Source organism: Photorhabdus sp. S10-54 (assembly GCF_963878145.1).
Taxonomy (GTDB): domain Bacteria; phylum Pseudomonadota; class Gammaproteobacteria; order Enterobacterales; family Enterobacteriaceae; genus Photorhabdus; species Photorhabdus kayaii.
Genome location: NZ_CAWNXG010000021.1, coordinates 19,850 through 40,354, shown reverse-complemented (window position 1 = coordinate 40,354; position 20,505 = coordinate 19,850). Strand labels below are relative to the sequence as shown.

Sequence of the window (20,505 nt, the reverse complement as noted above, 5' to 3'; positions counted from 1 at the left end):
GTTACTTATAATTTTCTCTAAATTATGAAGGTATCTTATAACAGTGCTTCCTCGCTATTTTGATAGTGAGGATTTGTTACAATCCGCCATCAGATTTATTTGCAGCTAACAGGAACAGAATGTCTCAACAACAAAAAAGTGTTTCCCGGAAACCAGCAACGCAACATTTGCGACGTGAATTGAAAGCTCGGCATCTGGCGATGATTGCCGTTGGTGGATCAATAGGCACCGGGTTATTCGTGGCTTCAGGTGCGACAGTTTCACAAGCAGGGCCTGGCGGAGCATTACTTTCCTATGCATTAATTGGTTTGATGGTTTATTTCCTGATGACCAGTTTGGGTGAACTGGCCGCTTATATGCCCGTTTCCGGTTCTTTCTCAACTTACGGTTCCAAATATGTTGAAGAAGGGTTTGGTTTCGCTCTGGGTTGGAACTACTGGTACAACTGGGCGGTGACTATCGCGGTGGATTTGGTTGCTGCCCAATTGGTCATGGGTTATTGGCTGCCGGATATGCCGGGTTGGATCTGGAGTGCGTTATTCCTCGCGTTGATTTTCCTACTGAATTTTATTTCAGTGAAAGGATTTGGTGAAGCTGAATACTGGTTCTCTTTAATTAAAGTCAGCACGGTTATTGTTTTTATTGTGGTCGGATTACTGATGATAGCCGGCATCATGAAAGGGGCAGAAGGTGCTGGATGGCATAACTGGACTATTGGTGATGCGCCTTTTGCCGGTGGTTTCTCTGCTATGATTGGCGTGGCAATGATAGTTGGGTTTTCTTTCCAGGGAACTGAGTTAATTGGCATTGCGGCGGGTGAGTCAAAAGATCCGGCAAAAAATGTTCCCAGTGCTGTACGTAAGGTATTTTGGCGTATTCTGCTATTCTATATTTTTGCGATCCTGATTATCAGTTTGATTGTTCCTTATACTGATCCAAGCCTACTGCGTAATGAGGTCGGTGATATTAGTGTTAGTCCGTTTACGTTGGTATTTGAAAACGCTGGTTTGTTATCCGCCGCAGCTATGATGAATGCGGTTATTTTGACGGCTGTGTTGTCTGCGGGTAATTCAGGTATGTATGCATCGACTCGTATGTTGTTCACATTGGCAAAAGAGGGTAAAGCACCGAGGATTTTTGGCAAATTATCCAAAGGTGGTGTACCGCGTAATGCCTTGTATGCAACGACGGTGGTTGCTGCGTTGTGTTTCCTCAGTTCAATGTACGGTAACCAGACCGTCTATCTGTGGTTGTTGAATACTTCTGGGATGACCGGTTTTATTGCATGGTTGGGGATTGCTATTAGCCATTATCGTTTCCGCCGTGGTTATGTAGCTCAGGGGTTGGATTTAAGTAAATTACCTTATCGTTCAGGATTTTTCCCGGTTGGCCCAATCTTTGCGTTTGTTTTGTGTCTAACCATCACATTAGGACAGAATTATCAGGCATTTCTACAAGAAAAAATTGACTGGTATGGTGTAACTGCAACTTATATTGGTATTCCATTATTCCTGTTGATTTGGTTTGGTTACAAATTAGTTAGGAAAACTCACTTTATCAAATATAGCGAGATGAAATTTCCTGATATCGCGAATCAGTGAATGTAAATACGTTAAATCGTGCTTAACAGGCCGGTAGGAATCTTTGAAAAAATTCCTACCGGCTTGGTTTTATGGTTTTTTTAATTCGATTCACGATTAATTTATTATTATCTTAATGTTTTATTTATTTGAGTAGATAAGCCGTTTTTGATAAGAAATTAAAAGAATACACTCATTTTGTGATCAAATAGGTATTTTTTATTTTTCATAGCGTTAATTCATACAATTAATCACGTAATTTACCAAAATTTGTGTAGATCATATTGATAAGTATTCTCATTTGTCCTATTGTTAGTACTATAATTATTAATATGAAAGGGCTAACAAAATGAAATTTATGTCGCGATCCATAGCAAAGAGTATCAGTGTCGGCCTGTTAGCGGGTTCGGCAGTCATGGCAAGCTTCGCATCATGGGCTGAAACGGTCACCGATATAGTTGGTCGTACTGTTGAAGTTCCTGAGAATGTAAATCGTATTTTGTTGGGCGAAGGCCGTTTGTTCCACGCTATCGCTTTACTTGAAGGTGATAAACCACTGGCCCGTATTGCGGGTTGGCAAGGTGATTTCCGCAAACTGGACCCACAGTCTTACGCCGTCTATAAAGCTAAATTCCCTGAGATTGATAAGGTTCCTTTGATTGGTAACACCAGTGCTGATAGTGTCAGCTCTGAAAAAGTGTTAACCCTAAATCCGGATATCGCCATTTTTGGCTTGTCTGGTCATGGTCCTGGTAAAAACAGCGAACTGGTCGCCCAACTTGAAAAGGCAGGTATTCCGGTGGTATTTGTTGATTTTCGTACTGAGCCGTTAAAGAATACGCTGCCGAGCATTCGTATGCTAGGTAAAGTACTAAATCGTGAAAAACAAGCGGCAGAATATGCAGATTTTTACGAGAAAAATGTAAAACTGGTGACTGATATCACCAATAAAATCCCGGAAAAGAAAAAACCAACAGTACTTATCGATTTGAGAGCAGGTGCTTTTGAAGATTGCTGTGCGACTGCCGGTGATGGCAATATGGGTAACTTTATTGATTTGGCTGGTGGTAAAAACATTGCTAAAGGTGTTCTGCCAGGCGCGCTTGGTAATATGAACCTCGAAAAAATTATTGCAGTTGACCCTTATATTTACATTGCTAGTGGGGCAAAAGCGCCAGACAGTAATGAACCTGGCGTAAAACTGGGAGCGCAATCTACGCCTGAACTAGCAAAAGCCAGTCTGAAACAAATGACTGAACGTAAAGGTATTAGCTCGTTGACTGCGGTCAAAGAGGGCAGAGACTATGCGATTTGGCATAACTACTACAACTCTCCATATAATGTGGTAGCGACTCAGGTATTTGCTAAATGGTTCTATCCTGAAAAATTTACAGATTTAGATCCGCAGAAGACACTGAATGAATTACACAGTAAATTCCTGGCAGTTGATCCATCGGGGGTTTATTGGATCAGTGAAAAATAATCAGTAAGTCAGGTAACGGGAATAATGAGTGCCACTACCGAGCCGATGCCAATGGTGAAACAACAATTAGATGACAGCAGTATAAAAGCCCATTACCAATATATTTTACGCCGCCGTATTGTGATGATGGTCTTCATCGTGCTGATTATTGGTGTTTCACTGGTATTAGATTTTACGATAGGTCCATCAGGTTTATCTTTGTCATCTCTCTGGCAGACTTTAGTATCGCCAGAGAGTGTGGATGCGGGTACACGGGTAATTGTTTGGGATATCCGTTTACCCTATGCCCTGATGGCGGTAGTGATTGGCCTGTCCCTCGGGCTGGCTGGCGCGGAAATGCAGACGATCTTAAATAACCCATTAGCCAGTCCCTCTACTTTAGGGGTTGCCCAAGCGGCTGCATTTGGTGCTGCGTTGGCGATTGTATCTGGTATTGGTATTCCAGGCGTGCCTGATCAATGGTTCATTTCTGCGAATGCTTTTATTTTCGCCTTGTTGGCCGCATTGGTGCTGGATACGATTACTCGTTGGACACGAGTTGCTACGTCTGGGGTCGTATTATTTGGCATTGCATTAGTCTTTACCTTTGAAGCATTGGTTTCCATGATGCAGTTTATTGCAACGGAAGATACCCTTCAGGGGCTGGTACTTTGGACAATGGGTAGCCTTGCCAGAGCAACCTGGATAAAACTGGGTGTTATGTTGTTGGTGTTTGCCGCCGTTTTTCCTATTTCAATGATGAATTCTTGGAAGCTGACAGCGCTGCGCTTGGGTGAAGATCGTGCAATCAGTTTTGGTATTGATGTTCGTCGTCTGCGCCTAGGGACATTATTGCGTATCAGTGTTCTTGCCGCTTTAGCAGTTGCATTTGTTGGGCCAATTGCCTTTATCGGTTTAATTGCGCCACATATTGCCCGCATGATGTTTGGTGAAGATCATCGTTTCTATTTGCCAGCCAGTGCCTTGATTGGTGCACTGGTGCTGTCTATGGCGTCCATCGCCTCGAAAAACTTGATCCCGGGTGTTGTTATTCCGGTTGGGATCGTTACTGCGTTAGTTGGGGTTCCATTCTTCCTTAGCATAATCTTACGTAATAGGGCGAATATATGAATCCGGGATTAACCATTAACAATTTTTTTGCAGGTTATCCGAAACATTCGGTTATTGAAAATCTGAATGTTGCTCCGTTGCCTCGTGGGAAAATTACAGTATTGTTGGGGCCAAATGGTAGCGGCAAATCAACACTTTTGCGTTCTTTGGCTGGTTTAAATCGTGCAAGAGGCCAGCTTTGGCTTGATGGTCAAGATTTGATGAAGATGAGTTTTGTTCAGCGATCGGAAAATGTGGTTTATTTACCACAAAGCTTACCTGCTGGTGTTCATTTGCATGTACTGGAGTCGATTATCGTTGCTCAACGGGCATCCGGAGGGCGTCATTCTGAAACCAGCGAAGAAGAAGTGATGTTGCTGTTACGTCAGTTGGGGATTGAGCACCTGGCGTTATGTTATTTAGATCAGTTATCTGGCGGTCAAAAACAATTAGTCGGATTGGCACAATCGTTAATTCGTAAACCAGCATTATTATTATTAGATGAACCACTTAGTGCGCTGGATTTAAATTATCAATATCACGTAATGGCGTTGGTGGCACAAGAAACTTATCAGCGGAATATTATTACTGTGGTTGTTGTGCATGATATTAATATCGCTTTGCGTCATGGTGACCATGTATTAATGTTGCAAAAAGGGCATTTAATTGCCGAGGGAACTCCTGAGCAGGTTATTACGCCAGATAGTCTGGCACAGGTTTATGGTGTCAAAGGCAGAATTGAACGTTGTTCTCAGGGTATTCCTCAGGTATTAGTTGATGGATTGGTTTCAAAGGTAGTGAGTGAAAATTCATTTTAACTTATTGTTTAAACTATATTTTTAATAAAGCGTAGGCGCAGAATGCGCACAAAAATCAGAACGTGCATTGTCGTATATGAGGAGTGGTTTATTTACCTTGTATTACTGTGTATTTAAAAGCTAAGCCATATTTGAAAGCTACAGCTTTTGTCTGGTTAATGCTGAGATTCATTCTTTACTGTGAAGAATAGTAAATGGAATAAGTTAATAAGATGGATTGTTGTAATTAATAAAAAATATTGTCTTATGTCTTATGTCTTATGTCTTATAGCAATAAGATATAAGAAAAATAATAAAACTACACAGAGGTAAATATTTTATCCTCGTTATTTGAGCACATGTTGATTATCCATTTTTATAGATAAATAAAGTGTAATTATATCTCTTGGAGAATCGGGAATGGGTGTTTTTAATCAAAGAAAAATCGCGTTAGGTATTATTGCTGCAATCTCATCTGGCTCAGTTTTTGCGGCTAGTAGCAGTAATGACACTATTCTTGTCACTACGGCAGCTGGTTTTCAACAGAAAATTGAAGATGCGCCAGCGTCTATTTCTGTGGTGAGCCGTGAACAATTGGAAACTAAGGCTTATCGTGATGTGACTGATGCACTGAAAGATGTGCCAGGTGTCGTTGTTACAGGTGGTGCTAGCAGTAGTGACATCAGTATTCGCGGTATGGCGTCTCAATATACAATGATTCTGGTTGATGGTAAGCGTGTTGATACCCGTGGTACTCGTCCAAACCGTGATAATTCGGGGATTGAACAGGGGTGGTTGCCGCCATTGGCCGCGATAGAACGTATCGAGGTTGTTCGTGGTCCTATGTCTTCTCTTTATGGTTCTGATGCGATGGGAGGGGTGATTAACATCATTACCCGTAAGGCACAGAAAGAGTGGAAAACCAGCTTCCGCGCTGATGGCACTTTGCAGGAGCGTTCTAAATCAGGTAATAGTCATCAGAGTAGTGTGTATACTTCAGGTCCAATTATTGATGGATTATTAGGGCTGAAAGTGAGCGGCCTGTATTCTCACCGTAATGAAGATAAATTTATCGGTGGGTTTAACAAACAGGAAATGCGTAATGGTTCAGCCACTTTCTCTTTCACTCCCGATGAGCAGAATACTTTTGATTTTGAAGCGGGACGTTATGAGCAAGATCGTGATTCTACTGTAGGGAAAACAAAGACAAGTAGTTGGCGATCTCCAGGTAATAGTGAAAGTCGATATAAAAGAAATAATTACTCTATCACCCATAATGGCGTTTACGATTTTGGAACGTCGACAACGTACTTCCAGCGTGATGAATCACGTAATCCTGGTCGTGATATGAAATATTACGATAATTTGTTCAATACTCATACAGTGTTTATGTTGGATGATCATTCATTGAGTATAGGTGGTCAGTATCGTTATGAAGATTTACGCGATGAAGGGAATCAATTAGCTTCTGCTAAAAATATCAATAAGCTGAACCGTTGGAGTTGGGCGTTATTTGCTGAAGATGAATGGCAAATGACCAATGACTTTGCTCTGACTGGTGGTATCCGCATGGATAAAGATGAAAACTTCGGTGACCATTGGACTCCACGTTTGTACGGTGTATGGCATGTTGATGAGCAATGGACGATTAAAGGAGGCGTTTCTACAGGATATCGTTCACCAGAATTACGTCAGGCAGCATCTAATTGGGGGCAGATTACGGGTGGCGGTGGTGATCCAGCGATTATCGTCGGTAATCCGGATTTGAAACCGGAGAAGAGCTTCAATCAGGAAATTGGTGTTATCTGGAACAATCGGGATAACTTTAATGTCGGTTTAACAATATTCAACACTGAATTTAAAGATAAAATTACTGAATTACGTCGTTGTACCGATCCAAGTGGTAAATCTCAGGGTAAATGTGTTATTGATGGCACTGCTTATAAATTTATCAGTGACCGTGTGAACATTGATAAAGCCAATATGCGTGGTGTAGAAGCGACGATGAACTGGGATATTGTTGATAACTGGGTATTGGCTGCAAACTATACGTATACTGATTCTGAGCAAAAGAGCGGTAACTTCAAAGGGAAGCCTTTGAATAAGATGCCTAAACATATGGTGAATGCAACCTTAAACTGGCAGGTTTTACCAGAAATGCAAACTTGGGCGCGTGTTAACTACCGTGGCAAAACGTCGAATTATTTATCACGTACCTCTATGGGGACAGGAACACCGTCTTATACCTTTGTGGATATCGGTGTCAGCTATTATCTGGCTGAAGGTTTACGCTTGGTAGGGGGGGTATATAATGTGTTTGAAAAACAAGTGACTGAAGACACCCATGATATAGTATTGGATGGTCGTCGTTATAACATTGGTATTAATTACGACTTTTGATAATGCGTTCTAACTAACTGTTTTATAATTCTCCTTGTTTGTCGCTGACAAGGAGGATTTTTGTTTTTTGCTTATACCTGTAAAACTGAATAGAAATCCGTTTTGTGTTGTGTTAAAACTTAGCCATATCAAAGAAATGTATATGACACCGTCAAATTCCATAGCGTCATCAATGAGTGTGGTAAAAAATAATGAACTTTTAGTGTGGTGAGTATTGCTATTTCAGGTCTTCAAGTGCAGAATTCGCCCACTAGAGAATAACTGATGCGTTTATATGCGTCGGTTATTTTTTTTGCTTTGACTTATTTTTTACTATACCAGAGGCCGGACTCTGAGCCGGATAGATAATTGGCCCACGATCAACCGCAATGAGAATCGGTTGCCGTAATGAGGAACGCTAATATGGAGCAATTATTTCCTTTCGCACTTGTGCCAATTGGCACATGCTGCTGCATCGATGACTATGGAGCATTGAGCTCTGCATATAATCCAGCCTCTAATTCTACTGCCTATAGGCAGAAGCGAAGTCTTCCCAGTAACTATCGATTAAGTAGTGTCATAACACGAATCGGAGTTATGGGAGGTTTTGCTCATGACTCATAATACTGTAATCACACTAGGCACTAACCAGACTGGTGCTAACAATCGTGTTCAGCTCAGAAAAACACTGACCTTGGTTCAGGTAGTGATGATGGGTCTTGCTTATCTGCAACCTATGACTATCTTTGATACTTTCGGTATTGTTTCTGGTTTGACTAACGGTCACGTAGCGACATCCTACGCTATTGCTTTGATCGCAATTCTGTTTACCGCCGTGAGCTACGGGAAGTTGGTAAAACGTTTCCCTTCTGCTGGATCTGCATATACTTATGCACAAAAATCCATTAGTCCGCATGTTGGCTTTATGGTGGGTTGGTCATCGCTATTGGACTATATGTTCATGCCGATGATTAATATCTTGTTAGCGAAAATTTATCTTCAGGCCATTTTTCCTAGCGTAGATCCGTGGATCTTCGTTGTGGGTTTTGCATTACTGATGACAGCCTTTAACCTGCGTGGCATTAACGTTGTTGCTAATCTCAACACGGCTATTGTTATTGTTCAGGTGGCCATTATGGTCGTATTTGTGGGTTTACTGATCCACGGTGTGTACAACGGGGAAGGAGTAGGAACTTTATGGAATGCGAAACCATTCGTTTCTGAAGATGCCCATTTGATCCCAATGATTACTGGGGCGACGATTTTGTGCTTCTCATTTCTAGGGTTTGATGGCATTAGTTCGTTGTCCGAAGAGACTCCGAATGCTGGTAAGGTGATTCCGAAAGCGATTTTCCTGACAGTATTAATCGGTGGTGTTATCTTCATTGCGGTTTCTTATTTCTTGCAGCTCTATTTTCCGGATATTTCTCGGTTCAAGAACCCGGATGAATCTCAGCCAGAAATTATGCTGTATGTAGCAGGTACCCTGTTCCAATCCATTATTTTGGTGTTCTCTTGTGTCACTGTTTTGGCTTCTGGTATGGCGGCTCACGCGGGGGTTTCCCGTTTGCTCTATGTTATGGGGCGCGATGGTGTATTTCCTGAGAAAATATTTGGCTATGTTCATCCAAAATGGCGGACTCCGATAATCAACGTATTGTTGGTAGGCACCATAGGGTTATCTGCGATTACCTTTGATCTGGTTACTGCAACAGCTCTGATTAACTTTGGTGCGTTGATAGCGTTCACCTTTGTAAACTTATCAGTCATTTCTCAATTCTATATCCGTGAACGTCGTAACCGTACATTAAAAGATATCATTAATTTCTTGATATTACCTGTGATAGGTGCTTGTACTGTTAGCGTACTATGGATGAATCTGGAGCAAAGTTCTATGGAATTGGGGCTAACTTGGGGAGCAATTGGTCTGGTTTATATGGTATTCCTGACCCGTCGCTTCCGTCAGCCGATGCCTCAATGCTCTGAAATGGTTTAATATTTAGCAAAAGAATAATGGCGCCGAATTTGGCGCCATTATTTTTACTATGTTGCTAATTTTACCGTAATAGTTAAGGAAAAGGAGCTTAAGAAAAAAAACAGCGAGGTCGCTTACAGATAAGAAAAATTTCAACGGTAAGCGAAGAAAAACAATCTATGCTCTGAGAGGTAATTGTATATTAAGGAAGAGACTATGAATGATGCAAAGACCTCTCAAAATCAGCAACTCATTACTACCCTGACCAATATTGTCGGTAAATCTCATATCCTGACTGCTCCCCATAAAACTGAACGTTATCGTAAAGGCTTTCGCTCCGGCCAGGGAGATGCTTTAGCCGTTGTGTTTCCCGGCTCGCTGGTGGAACAGTGGTGTGTGTTTAAGGTCTGCGTTGAAGCAGATAAAATCATTTTAATGCAGGCGGCCAACACGGGTATAACTGAAGGTTCTACCCCGAATGGTAAGGATTACGATCGTGACATAGTCATTATTAGCACGCTGCGCATGAATAAAATTCAGATTTTAAAACAGTGTAATCAGGTAGTTGCATTACCTGGCAGTACATTATGGCAACTTGAACGGGCGCTCAAGCCGCTGGGACGTGAACCACATTCAGTTATCGGTTCTTCCTGTATTGGCGCTTCTGTGATTGGGGGCATCTGTAATAACTCAGGAGGTTCTTTAGTTCATCGTGGGCCGGCTTATACCGAAATGGCATTATATGGACGTGTTAATGAGTGTGGTAAGCCAGAATTAATTAATCATCTGGGTATCTATTTGGGAGAAACACCAGAAGAGATTCTCTCTTGTCTGGAAGAACAGCGTTACAGTGATCAGGATGTAGAACAGGGTCAGCGTAAAGCATCTGATCATGAATATGCCCAACGAGTACGTGACGTAGATGCTGATACTCCATCTCGTTTTAATTCTGACGAGCGCCGTTTATTTGAAGCTTCAGGTTGTGCGGGTAAGTTGGTTGTGTTTGCTGTCCGGCTCGATACTTTTCCGGCAGAACCTTTGTCTCAAGTATTTTATATCGGTACCAACCAAACTGGCGTATTGACGGAATTGCGTCGTCATATATTAGCAAATTTTCATAATTTACCGGTGGCGGGTGAATATATGCACCGGGATATTTTCGATATTGCGGAAACTTACGGTAAAGATACTTTCATCATGATTGATAAGCTTGGCACGGATAAGATGCCGGCTTATTTTACTTTGAAAGGGAGAATGGACGCTATTTTCAACCGAATTTCATTTTTACCTGTCAATCTTATCGATCGCATTATGCAGGGGTTAAGTCGTTTACTTCCCTCTCACTTGCCTAAGCGTTTGAAAGAATATCGTAATCGTTTTGAGCACCATTTGATATTAAAAATGTCAGGTGATGGGATTGAAGAGGCCAGAAGCTGGTTGGAAGAATATTTTAGCCGGGTGGAAGGGGATTTCTTTGCTTGTACGCCGGAGGAGGGTGCTAAAGCGTTCTTGCATCGTTTTTCCGCTGGTGGTTCAGCGATCCGTTATCAAGCGGTGCATAGTAACGAAGTAGAGAATATCCTGTCACTTGATATCGCTTTGCGCCGCAATGATCGTGAATGGTTTGAACAATTACCCCCAGAGTTTGATGATGTATTGGTACACAAACTTTATTGCGGGCATTTTATGTGCTACGTGTTTCATCAGGATTACATTGTGAAAAAAGGGGTGGACATACAGGCATTGAAAGAAAGAATGATAGAGCTGCTTGATAAACGAGGAGCGGAATATCCCGCAGAGCATAATGTGGGTCATCTATATCAGGCTAAACTTCAACTTAAGGCTTTTTATCGGATGACTGATCCCACTAACACTCTCAATCCCGGAATTGGGAAAACATCCAAGTTGAAAAATTGGGGTGAAAGATCTTAATGTCAATATTCTCAGTAGTTACAACGTCATGTTGGCACTAGGAAAGTTTAAATCTGTAAAGATTGATGAGAGAGTTATCCTGTCAGAAAGGCGAGTATATATGACTCGCCGTTTTATATTTACCTACTGTCTGTTTAATTATCCGACCAGTTTTGCCGCATACTCCATGAGTGCTTTAAGTTGACGGCATTTTTCTTCGTTGCCTTGATATTCAGTGAAGAGTTGTTCAATTATAAAGAAATATTCACTCAGCTTATCTTGAGTTAATACATCTTGACGATAACGTAACCAGTGTTGTTGTTCATCGTAAGTTAGAGTAGCAGGGTAGTTTCTGGCTCTATAGCGGAATAACAGTGTTTTAATACGTGGGTCCTGAAAAGTCAGATCGAGCGCAGGTAAATTCTGAGGTAATGTCTCACGGATAATATTCATTGCTGCTTTATCGGCACTGCTAAAAAAACCATCATACAGCTTAGCGTCAATATTATCAGATTCAGGGAAAGGTTCTGCCTCTGCAAATAGTTCTACAACTTTTTCTCTAATTTGTGGATTATTTCGCAGAATAGCCAGATTTCTTTCACAATGATCACGATCTAATCCGATACGTTCAGCGTCTTCTGTTCGCAAAGTATTATCGGGGGCGACTATTGGACACTTATTAATATGAACCAGTTTTATTGGGACTGGTGGTTGATCTGGCTGTAATTCATCATGGCGGGTATATAGACGTTCACGCAATATATCTGCATCCAATTCCAGTAATGGTGAAATATCTCCGGCTAAATCGCACATAATAACCGCATTCTGATTTACCGGATGCCAGGCAAGAGGTGCAACCAAACTGAGGTTGCTGCGAGCAGCGCCAAACATCCCGGAAACATGAACCAGCGGTTTCATTTGGGGAATATCGATGAGGGCGCTAATTTTCTGCTTATTTCTTAACTGAAAGAAATAATTGAACATCCTTGGCTGTACTTCTTTGAGTAATTTTGCCATTGCGATTGTGGCATAGACATCGGACATCGCATCGTGAGCATGTGAATGTTCAACGCCATTTGCCTTAGTCAGATGTTCTAGCTTAAAGCTAGGTAGACCATCTTCATTCTTTGGCCAGACAATACCTTCGGGACGCAAGGCATAACAGGCACGTAATACATCAAGTAAATCCCAACGGGAATTACCTTTTTGCCAACTATAAGCGTACGGATCATAAAAATTGCGGTAAAAAATATTACGGCTGACTTCATCATCAAATCGAATATTGTTATAACCGAGGATACAACTGTTCGGTACACTGAATACATTATGAATCTGGCGGGCAAATTCTGCTTCATTGACCCCTTTTTCTAAGGTAATTTGCGGAGTAATACCTGTAATCATGACAGCTTCTGGTTGTGGCAGATAATCATCAGCAGGTGAACAGTAAATAACTAATGGCTCTTCAATAATATTGAAATCCATATCAGTACGAACACCAGCAAATTGAGCCGGTCTGTCTAAGGCCGGATGTTGACCAAAAGTTTCGTAGTCGTGGATGTAGAAAGTGGGTTGTTCGCTGCTATTTTTCATTGTTGTTCAATGTCCAATGAGGTTAGTTAATTATTTGTTTTTTTCTGCTTTTTAGAGAGGGGAATGATATTTTGTCCAGAAATGTAGGTAATCATTGCTTACTATCTTAGAGAATCCATGTGATTGCAATATTATATCCATATTTTCCTACTTTCTGCGCCACGATAGGATGTCAGTTATTAACATTTTTGGGGCTTGGAATAAATTATTGTATGTTTTTAGAACATTTATCCTTGACAATATTGATCTGCCTACTGCAGTATGCATTAAAGTATTGAAATGATAAATGAGGTGAATATGTAAAATTTAATTTATTTAACGGTTAAAGGTCAAAACCAAGGGTTAATTTCTGCGGGTTGTGGCAGAAGAGACTCAATAGGTATCAAAGCGCAAAATGGGCACGAAGATCAGATCTTCGTCTATAGTCTGCAACATCTTATGACTCGCAAACAAAATGTTTCACATTATCCGGTAATTATCACTAAACCTATTGATAAAGCTTCTCCTTTATTAGCAAAAAGCTTGGATGATAACGAAAGGTTAGAGTATTTTCTTGAATCTTACCGTACCAGTGAAAATGGTGGACTTGAGCTTTACTATACAATTCGTCTCGGGCAAGCGTATATTGTTAGTTTAAAATCAGACCACCCGCATTCATTAACCAGTAATCATATGATGCCACAGGAAATTCTTTCAATGGTATATACTAATATTACTTGGAATAATGTAGCTTGTTCAACAGGTGCCTATAGCATTTGGGATGAAAGGGTTTTTTAATGGACGGGGCTAAAGAAATCGCTGGAAAAATGGTTGCAACAATTGACGATGACAGTAGCTGGCTTACTGGGTTTGCCGAAGGGGTATTAGATATTCCTGTGGATTTTTATTATGTTGGTTACGATTATCTTGATACTGAGTATAGATGGGATAATGAAAATGACAAATATCGTTTTGTTGGATTGATAAAGTCGGAAGCTATTACGCTTAATAATCTTGAAAGGATTATTCAGATTATTTTTGAGGATTACTTAGGTAAACTTAGTGAAGAGCAAAAGCAACGATTAATCGAAACGAAAGTTGGGAAAATATTTGGAGGTATGATTTCGAAATATGTCATATTTAGGGGGAGCCTTGGTGCTTTTTTTGGCGCAAAATGGTTCACTAAACTTGGAGGATCTGTAACATTTACTGCGACCTTGGGGGTTGGGGCGTCAGTATCCAGAGCGATCTATACTTCTAGGGAATTAGCTCAAACAAACCCGAATTTATATATGTTGTTAAGGCGAGAGGGTAACCTGGATTTACTTTATTTTTTGGTTGAGAGTAAAATGGAGCCATATGTCAGAGCATTGGAAGCGTATGACGAAAATCGAGGTTTATTTAATGAAATATTTGATGAATTCTCTGTAGGGTTAGATAAATGAAGATAATAAGCATATTGATGAACACCGTGGTGCATATAGTGCAGGCGGTAATTGGGACTCTGTGTGTATTTTCAGTCATGGGGTTAGTTTACTTTACACTGATGTCAACGTTGGAGAATCGATATCAATATGCGATAGTTGCGAGTACATGCTTGGCGTTTTCTGTTCTTTTTTACTATATAACAGAAAAAATAAAAGAAAAATTTAGACTGTTTCATTAGATTCTGATTTATATATGAGGTATATTTTGGAGTTTATCCTATATAAGAATTATATGATTTCTTTATTAGGTTAAAATACGTCATTATATATGAAGTTAATGTGAGAAAGTGGCTTTTTTTGGTTGAGAGTAAAATGGAGTCATATGTCAGAGCGTTAGAGGCGTATGAAGAAGATCGCAGTTTATTTAATGCGATATTTAATGAATTCTCCGCAGGACTGGATAAATGCTGATGGCGATAATAAGTATATTGATGAAAATAGTGATGCATATACCCTATGGATTTCAAGATGCATCGCGACGGCAAGGGAGCGAATCCCCGGGAGCATAGAGAACTATGTGACCGGGGTGAGTGAGTGCAGCCAACAAAGAGGCAACTTGAAAGATAACGGGTATATAACTCAAGGGATAATTGGTGGGGTAGGTGTATTTTCAGTTATGGGATTAGTTTATTTTACACTAATGTCAACATTGGAAAATCGATATCAGTATGCGATAATTGCAGGTACATGCTTGGCGTTTTCTGCTTTTATTTTCTATATATTAGGGGGTGTTATTATTTACTATCTTACATCAGGTCAGCACTTTTACCAGCTAATTACAAATGTATTCATCAGTGAATAAGATATAAAACAGAATAAACTGATATGCAGTACCTTGGTAATTTCCAAGGTACTAAAGTAAAAGGATATAATCTCCTGTTATATCTGGTTTTTTAAGGATAATTAATTTCTTGAAAATGCTCATTAATAGATTCAATATATTGATCATTTAAACCAGTTTCATATTGAATTCTTTCAAGTAAATTTATTCTATTAACACTATAAAATGGTTTGATGGAAATCCCATTTTTTGGATGAGTTATTTTTATAATTGGAATTCTTGTTCTACGTGCATGGCCAAAAGAGATTTCGTAACCATCCAAATCAAAAGGAATTTTTTTCATCACTAACCTAATCATCGTTATGTTTTTCGTCAATTTTAATTATGTTTCAGTAATAAGGAATTTTTTATTTTATTATTAAGATGAATATCACAAATATAGTGATTTTTGAAAGGTGTTTAACTAATAAACTAATAAACTAATAAACTAATAAACTAATAAACTAATAAACTAATAAACTAATAAACTAATAAACTAATAAACTAATAAACTAATAAACTAATAAACTAATAAACTAATAAACTAATGGTTTTTCCTATTTTATATAAATTATATTCAAAATAATTTACTAAAAACCCTATTTCACAAGGAATTGAAAAGTGAAAGTGTTAAGACAGTTAAAAATATATGAAATATTGGGGGGGTAATAACATTTTATTCAAGTTTTTATTGTGTTCTATATAATTAATTGTCTTTATTTGGTTTGTTTATTAATATCTAACTTAATTATTTAATTTATAAATAGAATTAACTTTATAGTTTTTTATTCATTTTGTATGAGATAATAGTAATTAATAATCGTGCACTTGAAATCTGAAAAAATTGTAGAGTAACAGATGGAATATGAGCTATAGGGGAAAACTGTTCTTCTGCCAGTGGAAGATTGGCGGTTTATTATTCATTCGCATTGGCCGATTGTTTTAGATTGAGTCAATATGCTGAACCTTTAGCAAGAAGTTAACTGGTTTATGTAATTAATGAAAATCAATAAATAACGGAAACTGACTTGTTTATTAATGGTTTTAGTCTTATTGTGTAGTCAGATTGGATAATTTGTACGTTTAGATTGAAGATAAGGTATGAAAATGGACAACGTAAATAAGCCGTCATTCCACAATGTGTTGGAGTTTGTACATATGTTTCGTCGTAAGAATAAGTTACAGCGCGAAATTGCAGACAATGAAAAGAAAATACGCGATAACCAGAAGCGTGTTTTATTGCTTGATAACTTGAGCGAATACATCAAGCCCGGTATGTCAATTGAGGATATTCAGAGCATCATTATGAATATGAGAAGTGATTATGAAGACCGTATAGATGATCATATAATTAAAAATGCGGATCTTTCTAAAGAGCGTCGGGAATTGTCTAAAAAGCTTAAAACAATGGGTGAACTCAAATAGCATCATTAAATAACCACGCATGAATGCGTGGTTATTCTTACCGACTACGCAATAGCCCAATCAGGTTTAAGCTCTGGATCAACTAAGGTATAAATCTGCTGATATGAAGATTCTTCTTCTGCCATAGTTGCCAGTTGATGTGCAACATCTTGGCGACTAACTGAACCATGAATTTCATGCTGATATCTTTGACAATGGCCTGTTCCTGGTTTATCTGTTAATCCTCCTGGGCGAATAATTGTGTAATTCAAGGAACTTGTCTGAAGGTAGCTTTCTGCCATTGATTTACGCCTGACAGATTGGCCAAACAATGATTTAGCTCTGGGTGACAGGGTTTTCCAGCCTTCGCCACAACCTATTGAGGTAACGAGTAACATACGTGTTATTTCAGTTTTCTCAATAGTATCAATGATAGTCATATTGCCAAAGAGATCTGAATCAATTCCACCAATAGTAGAAAAGACGATTGCTTCTGAACTTACATGTTGTACCGTTTTTTCAACATCTTCAGCATTACAGGCATCACCTTGTATCACTTTGACACCTAAAGCACTCAGTTCAGTAGCCTGCTGAAAATTGCGGATAAGCGCAATGACGGGACGTTTTTGTTGCAGTGCGACAGTCACAAGATGACGTCCAATGCCACTACCTGCACCAAAAATAAGCCACGGTTTCATAGGTTATTCTCCTGGTTAAATAAGAAATCGAATGATAATTAATTGAAGAGAGTCACGGTAATGACTGTTTAAACTAACCCTTATGTGGATAGAATAAAATTAACGGTAAGTGTTTTTGTGGGGTTAGTAGCAAAAAAATGGCTCCTAAAAAGAGCCATTCTGCTGATATTAAACAATGTTGTTTATTCAAAGAATTGCGGTTTAGCCATTGGTGAAGTAGCCGCATTAGTGGCTGAATGGCCCCCAGCTCCCCCTTTCCCTTCAAAATGAGAAAAAGGCCGTTGCCATTCTCTGATAACAATAGGTTTTTCAATCATCTCAGGGGCTGGTGCTTTGGTCATCGGCGCGTAAGAATGATGAAATTTGGCTATAATAGCAACAGGTTGTTTAACCATTTCATCTTTATTCTCTTCAATAATCATCACTGCTGCAATTTCTTTAGAAACAACGATGTCATCTTCTACTTCAGATTGCTGCTCAAATTCAGGGATAATCGGTGTTATTGCAACCAGTTCAATAACTGACCGTTCTTCCTGCACTGATTCAGTTTGCTGTAGAACAATGTCATTTTGTTCTGTAATGCCTGTTTCAGATTTGATTCCGTTTTGGTGAGTTTCTAGCGTCTTTGCTACTTTCGGAGATTCAATGATGGTTTGTTCAGATTCTGCAACAACGATGATTGCAGGTACTGTTTCTGTTGCTATTGCCGACAATACCTCATTTTGCTGTTCTTGCTGTTCGATCATAGAAATTTCCTCAGGCATTTCTATGGAAATCGGAACCACCGGATAGCGAACCCAAACTTTACCGGAAGCCATTTCTGGTGATGCAACAGCCATAGATAATGGTACCGGTGATTGAAGTAGATTTCTTTCATCGCGGTAACGGCGGCGGCGCTGACCACTAACGCGCAAATGACGAGGTGAGCGACGAGAGCGGCGTGGCATAACATTATCTTGTTGCTCTTTATTTTCAGTCAATTGTTGCGGCTGAGCTGTTTCTACCGGTATTTCAACAGGTACTGGTAATTGCTCTTCTGTAACAACAGGTACGGGCAGCGAGGCGGCAGTTGTAACTTCTTTCACTTCATCTATGATGCGAATTTTTTGCTCAAGCTGACGACGTTGGCGACGTGGTATAACCGGTAGACGTTCTTCAACCTCATTTTCAACGACTTCTGGCTTCTGGGTTTCAAGTTGCTGCTGGCGTTTTTCTTCCTGACGACGGCGTTGACGTTCTGCACGTTGCTCGCGACGTTGCTGCTGTTGGGTTTCACGAGCAGCAGTATCTATCGTTACATTGTTATCTTGAGTGCCATTTTTCTGTTGAGTATTACGATTTTTCCGTTGTTCGTCACGATCACGGTTATTACGTTGTTCATCACGCAGATTATTATCATCACGATCTTTACGTGAATTTTGGCGGCGTTGATTGCGTCGTTCAGAAGAGCGACGGTTATCATGACCAGATAATTTATTCTCTTTTTTCTGTGCCAGTTTTTCTTCTTCTGCTTCTGTACTGAACATTTTTTTCAAAGCAGCCAAGAAGCGGCTTAAGAGACCGGGTTGTTCCGTTATAGTCTGAGCCGTGTGGTTTGGCTTTTTCTCTTTTGTTTTATGTGATGGTTGCTGTGCTGGCGTATCGGCTGGCAAAGCAAAAGCAGAAATAGCGGGCTGCTCAGGACGCTTACGTTCAGGTTGGACATCTTCTTGAGGATTTATCGTTCCTGCTTCATAAAATTGAGGAAGCAGATAGCTCAGTGCAGAAATTTCCTCACCCTTACGCACGCGTAGAACAGAGAAGTGAGGAGTCTGCATTTGATCGTTAGGCACGATCACTACGCCAACATCTCCCTGACGGCGTTCAATTGCACTGACTGCCTGGCGCTTTTCGTTTAGTAGATATGAGGCGATTTGTACTGGAACAATAGCATGGACTTGATGCGTGTTCTCTTTCAGTGCCTCTTCTTCAATCAGACGCAAAATGGATAGCGATAGGGATTCATTATCACGAATAGTCCCTGTGCCGCTACAGCGTGGGCAAACGTGGTGGCTGGATTCACCTAGTGATGGGCTCAGGCGCTGACGGGACATTTCCAGTAGACCAAAACGGGAAATACGGCCAATTTGAATACGAGCACGATCCTGGCGAACAGCATCACGTAGGCGGTTTTCCACTTCACGTTGATGACGTACTGGTGTCATATCGATAAAATCGATAACAATCAAACCACCAAGGTCACGCAGGCGTAATTGACGGGCAATTTCATCCGCTGCTTCAAGGTTGGTATTAAAAGCCGTCTCTTCGATATCTCCTCCACGTGTTGCACGGGAAGAGTTAATATCGATCGCAGTTAATGCTTCTGTGGTATCGATAACCACAGCACCGCCTGATGGCAGACGAACTTCACGCTGAAATGCAGATTCAATCTGTGATTCAATTTGATAATGGCTGAACAGGGGAACCTCACCACTATACAGCTTAATTTTACTGGTGAAATCCGGGCGGCCAAGTGCAGTAATATGTTGCCGTGCCAGATCGAGAACCTTGGGATTGTCGATTAGGATTTCACCGATGTCTGGGCGCAAATAGTCGCGGAAAGCACGGACGATAACATTACTTTCTTGATGGATTAAGAAGGGAGCAGAGCGGTTTTCGGCGGCTTTTTTGATCGCTTCCCAGTGTTTAAGGCGGAATGATAAATCCCACTGTAGTGCTTCTGCGGACTTACCGACACCCGCAGTGCGGACGATCAGTCCCATTCCTTCTGGCACTTCTAACGATGCCAAAGCTTCTTTCAGTTCTGTGCGGTCATCTCCTTCGATACGGCGGGAAATACCGCCCGCACGAGGGTTATTAGGCATTAGTACCAGATAACTGCCCGCCAGACTGATAAAAGTGGTTAAGGCGGCCCCTTTATTACCACGTTCTTCTTTATCGACTTGAACGATAACTTCCTGGCCCTCCCTTAAAACATCTTTGATATTAGGGCGACCGTGAGGATGGTAGTTATTGGGAAAATATTCGCGGGCTATTTCTTTAATAGGAAGGAAACCATGCCGTTCAGCGCCGTAGTCAACAAAAGCAGCTTCCAGACTAGGTTCAATTCGGGTGATTTTACCTTTGTAGATATTTGCTTTTTTTTGCTCGTGTCCTGGGCTTTCGATATCCAAATCATAAAGGCGTTGCCCGTCAACCAGAGCAACACGCAACTCTTCTTGCTGAGTTGCGTTGATTAGCATTCTTTTCATTGTAACTTACTCATTATTTTTTACATTAGTTATAGAGCTACGGGTAAATATAGATGAGCGAC

The 20,505-nt window shown here is 40.4% G+C and carries 15 protein-coding genes; 11 read left to right on the top strand and 4 right to left on the bottom strand.

Annotated elements, in window-relative coordinates:
• The first annotated feature begins 119 nt into the window (after nucleotides 1–119).
• The 7 genes from AACQ83_RS13090 to dld all read left to right on the top strand — a co-directional run bounded on the left by AACQ83_RS13090 (nucleotide 120) and on the right by dld (nucleotide 11,235).
• Nucleotides 120–1,601: an amino acid permease gene (locus tag AACQ83_RS13090; protein WP_112878511.1), complete on the top strand. Its 1,482-nt coding sequence runs from the start codon at nucleotides 120–122 to the stop codon at nucleotides 1,599–1,601.
• 328 nt (nucleotides 1,602–1,929) lie between these two features.
• Complete coding sequence (locus AACQ83_RS13085) at nucleotides 1,930–3,063, top strand: ABC transporter substrate-binding protein (RefSeq protein WP_112878510.1); 1,134 nt, start codon at nucleotides 1,930–1,932, stop codon at nucleotides 3,061–3,063.
• 24 nt (nucleotides 3,064–3,087) lie between these two features.
• Nucleotides 3,088–4,173 (top strand): FecCD family ABC transporter permease, encoded by a 1,086-nt coding sequence (locus tag AACQ83_RS13080; RefSeq protein ID WP_112878509.1) that lies wholly within the window; start codon nucleotides 3,088–3,090, stop codon nucleotides 4,171–4,173.
• Nucleotides 4,170–4,970 carry an ABC transporter ATP-binding protein gene (locus AACQ83_RS13075; protein WP_112878508.1) on the top strand — a complete coding sequence of 267 codons (801 nt, stop codon included), beginning with the start codon at nucleotides 4,170–4,172 and terminating at the stop codon, nucleotides 4,968–4,970. Before AACQ83_RS13080 ends, AACQ83_RS13075 begins: the two co-directional genes overlap by 4 nt.
• A gap of 399 nt (nucleotides 4,971–5,369) precedes the next feature.
• Nucleotides 5,370–7,349 carry a ligand-gated channel protein gene (locus tag AACQ83_RS13070; RefSeq protein WP_112878507.1) on the top strand — a complete coding sequence of 660 codons (1,980 nt, stop codon included), beginning with the start codon at nucleotides 5,370–5,372 and terminating at the stop codon, nucleotides 7,347–7,349.
• 592 nt (nucleotides 7,350–7,941) lie between these two features.
• Complete coding sequence (locus AACQ83_RS13065) at nucleotides 7,942–9,324, top strand: APC family permease (RefSeq protein WP_112878505.1); 1,383 nt, start codon at nucleotides 7,942–7,944, stop codon at nucleotides 9,322–9,324.
• A gap of 195 nt (nucleotides 9,325–9,519) precedes the next feature.
• Nucleotides 9,520–11,235 (top strand): D-lactate dehydrogenase, encoded by a 1,716-nt coding sequence (gene dld, locus AACQ83_RS13060; protein ID WP_112878504.1) that lies wholly within the window; start codon nucleotides 9,520–9,522, stop codon nucleotides 11,233–11,235.
• Between the two features lie 138 nt (nucleotides 11,236–11,373).
• Here dld and sbcB read toward each other — a convergent pair whose 3' ends face one another.
• On the bottom strand, nucleotides 11,374–12,804 hold the full coding sequence (gene sbcB, locus AACQ83_RS13055) for an exodeoxyribonuclease I (RefSeq protein WP_112878503.1): 1,431 nt from the start codon (nucleotides 12,802–12,804) through the stop codon (nucleotides 11,374–11,376).
• A gap of 309 nt (nucleotides 12,805–13,113) precedes the next feature.
• On the opposite strand from sbcB, the gene AACQ83_RS13050 reads away from it, so the two are divergent.
• The 3 genes from AACQ83_RS13050 to AACQ83_RS13040 all read left to right on the top strand — a co-directional run bounded on the left by AACQ83_RS13050 (nucleotide 13,114) and on the right by AACQ83_RS13040 (nucleotide 15,072).
• Nucleotides 13,114–13,581, top strand: coding sequence for an Hcp family type VI secretion system effector (locus AACQ83_RS13050; RefSeq protein ID WP_240000793.1), 468 nt, complete (start codon nucleotides 13,114–13,116; stop codon nucleotides 13,579–13,581).
• Nucleotides 13,581–14,228 (top strand): hypothetical protein, encoded by a 648-nt coding sequence (locus AACQ83_RS13045; RefSeq protein WP_112878502.1) that lies wholly within the window; start codon nucleotides 13,581–13,583, stop codon nucleotides 14,226–14,228. The genes AACQ83_RS13050 and AACQ83_RS13045 overlap by 1 nt, the downstream gene beginning before the upstream one ends.
• Before the next feature lie 385 nt (nucleotides 14,229–14,613).
• Complete coding sequence (locus tag AACQ83_RS13040) at nucleotides 14,614–15,072, top strand: hypothetical protein (protein ID WP_158537787.1); 459 nt, start codon at nucleotides 14,614–14,616, stop codon at nucleotides 15,070–15,072.
• Nucleotides 15,073–15,163: 91 nt separating this feature from the next.
• On the opposite strand, the gene AACQ83_RS13035 is transcribed toward AACQ83_RS13040, so the two are convergent.
• Nucleotides 15,164–15,394, bottom strand: a complete 231-nt coding sequence (locus AACQ83_RS13035) for a hypothetical protein (RefSeq protein ID WP_112878500.1) — start codon at nucleotides 15,392–15,394, stop codon at nucleotides 15,164–15,166.
• A gap of 803 nt (nucleotides 15,395–16,197) precedes the next feature.
• Here AACQ83_RS13035 and tmaR point away from each other — a divergent pair.
• Nucleotides 16,198–16,515 (top strand): PTS system regulator TmaR, encoded by a 318-nt coding sequence (gene tmaR / locus AACQ83_RS13030; RefSeq protein WP_112878499.1) that lies wholly within the window; start codon nucleotides 16,198–16,200, stop codon nucleotides 16,513–16,515.
• A gap of 44 nt (nucleotides 16,516–16,559) precedes the next feature.
• On the opposite strand, the gene AACQ83_RS13025 is transcribed toward tmaR, so the two are convergent.
• Together AACQ83_RS13025 and rne are read right to left on the bottom strand one after the other, a co-directional pair.
• The gene (locus AACQ83_RS13025; RefSeq protein WP_112878498.1) at nucleotides 16,560–17,192 is read right to left on the bottom strand and encodes an NAD(P)-binding oxidoreductase; all 633 of its coding nucleotides are present in this window, start codon (nucleotides 17,190–17,192) and stop codon (nucleotides 16,560–16,562) included.
• Nucleotides 17,193–17,374: 182 nt separating this feature from the next.
• Nucleotides 17,375–20,443, bottom strand: coding sequence for a ribonuclease E (rne, locus tag AACQ83_RS13020; RefSeq protein WP_112878497.1), 3,069 nt, complete (start codon nucleotides 20,441–20,443; stop codon nucleotides 17,375–17,377).
• Nucleotides 20,444–20,505 lie beyond the last annotated feature (62 nt).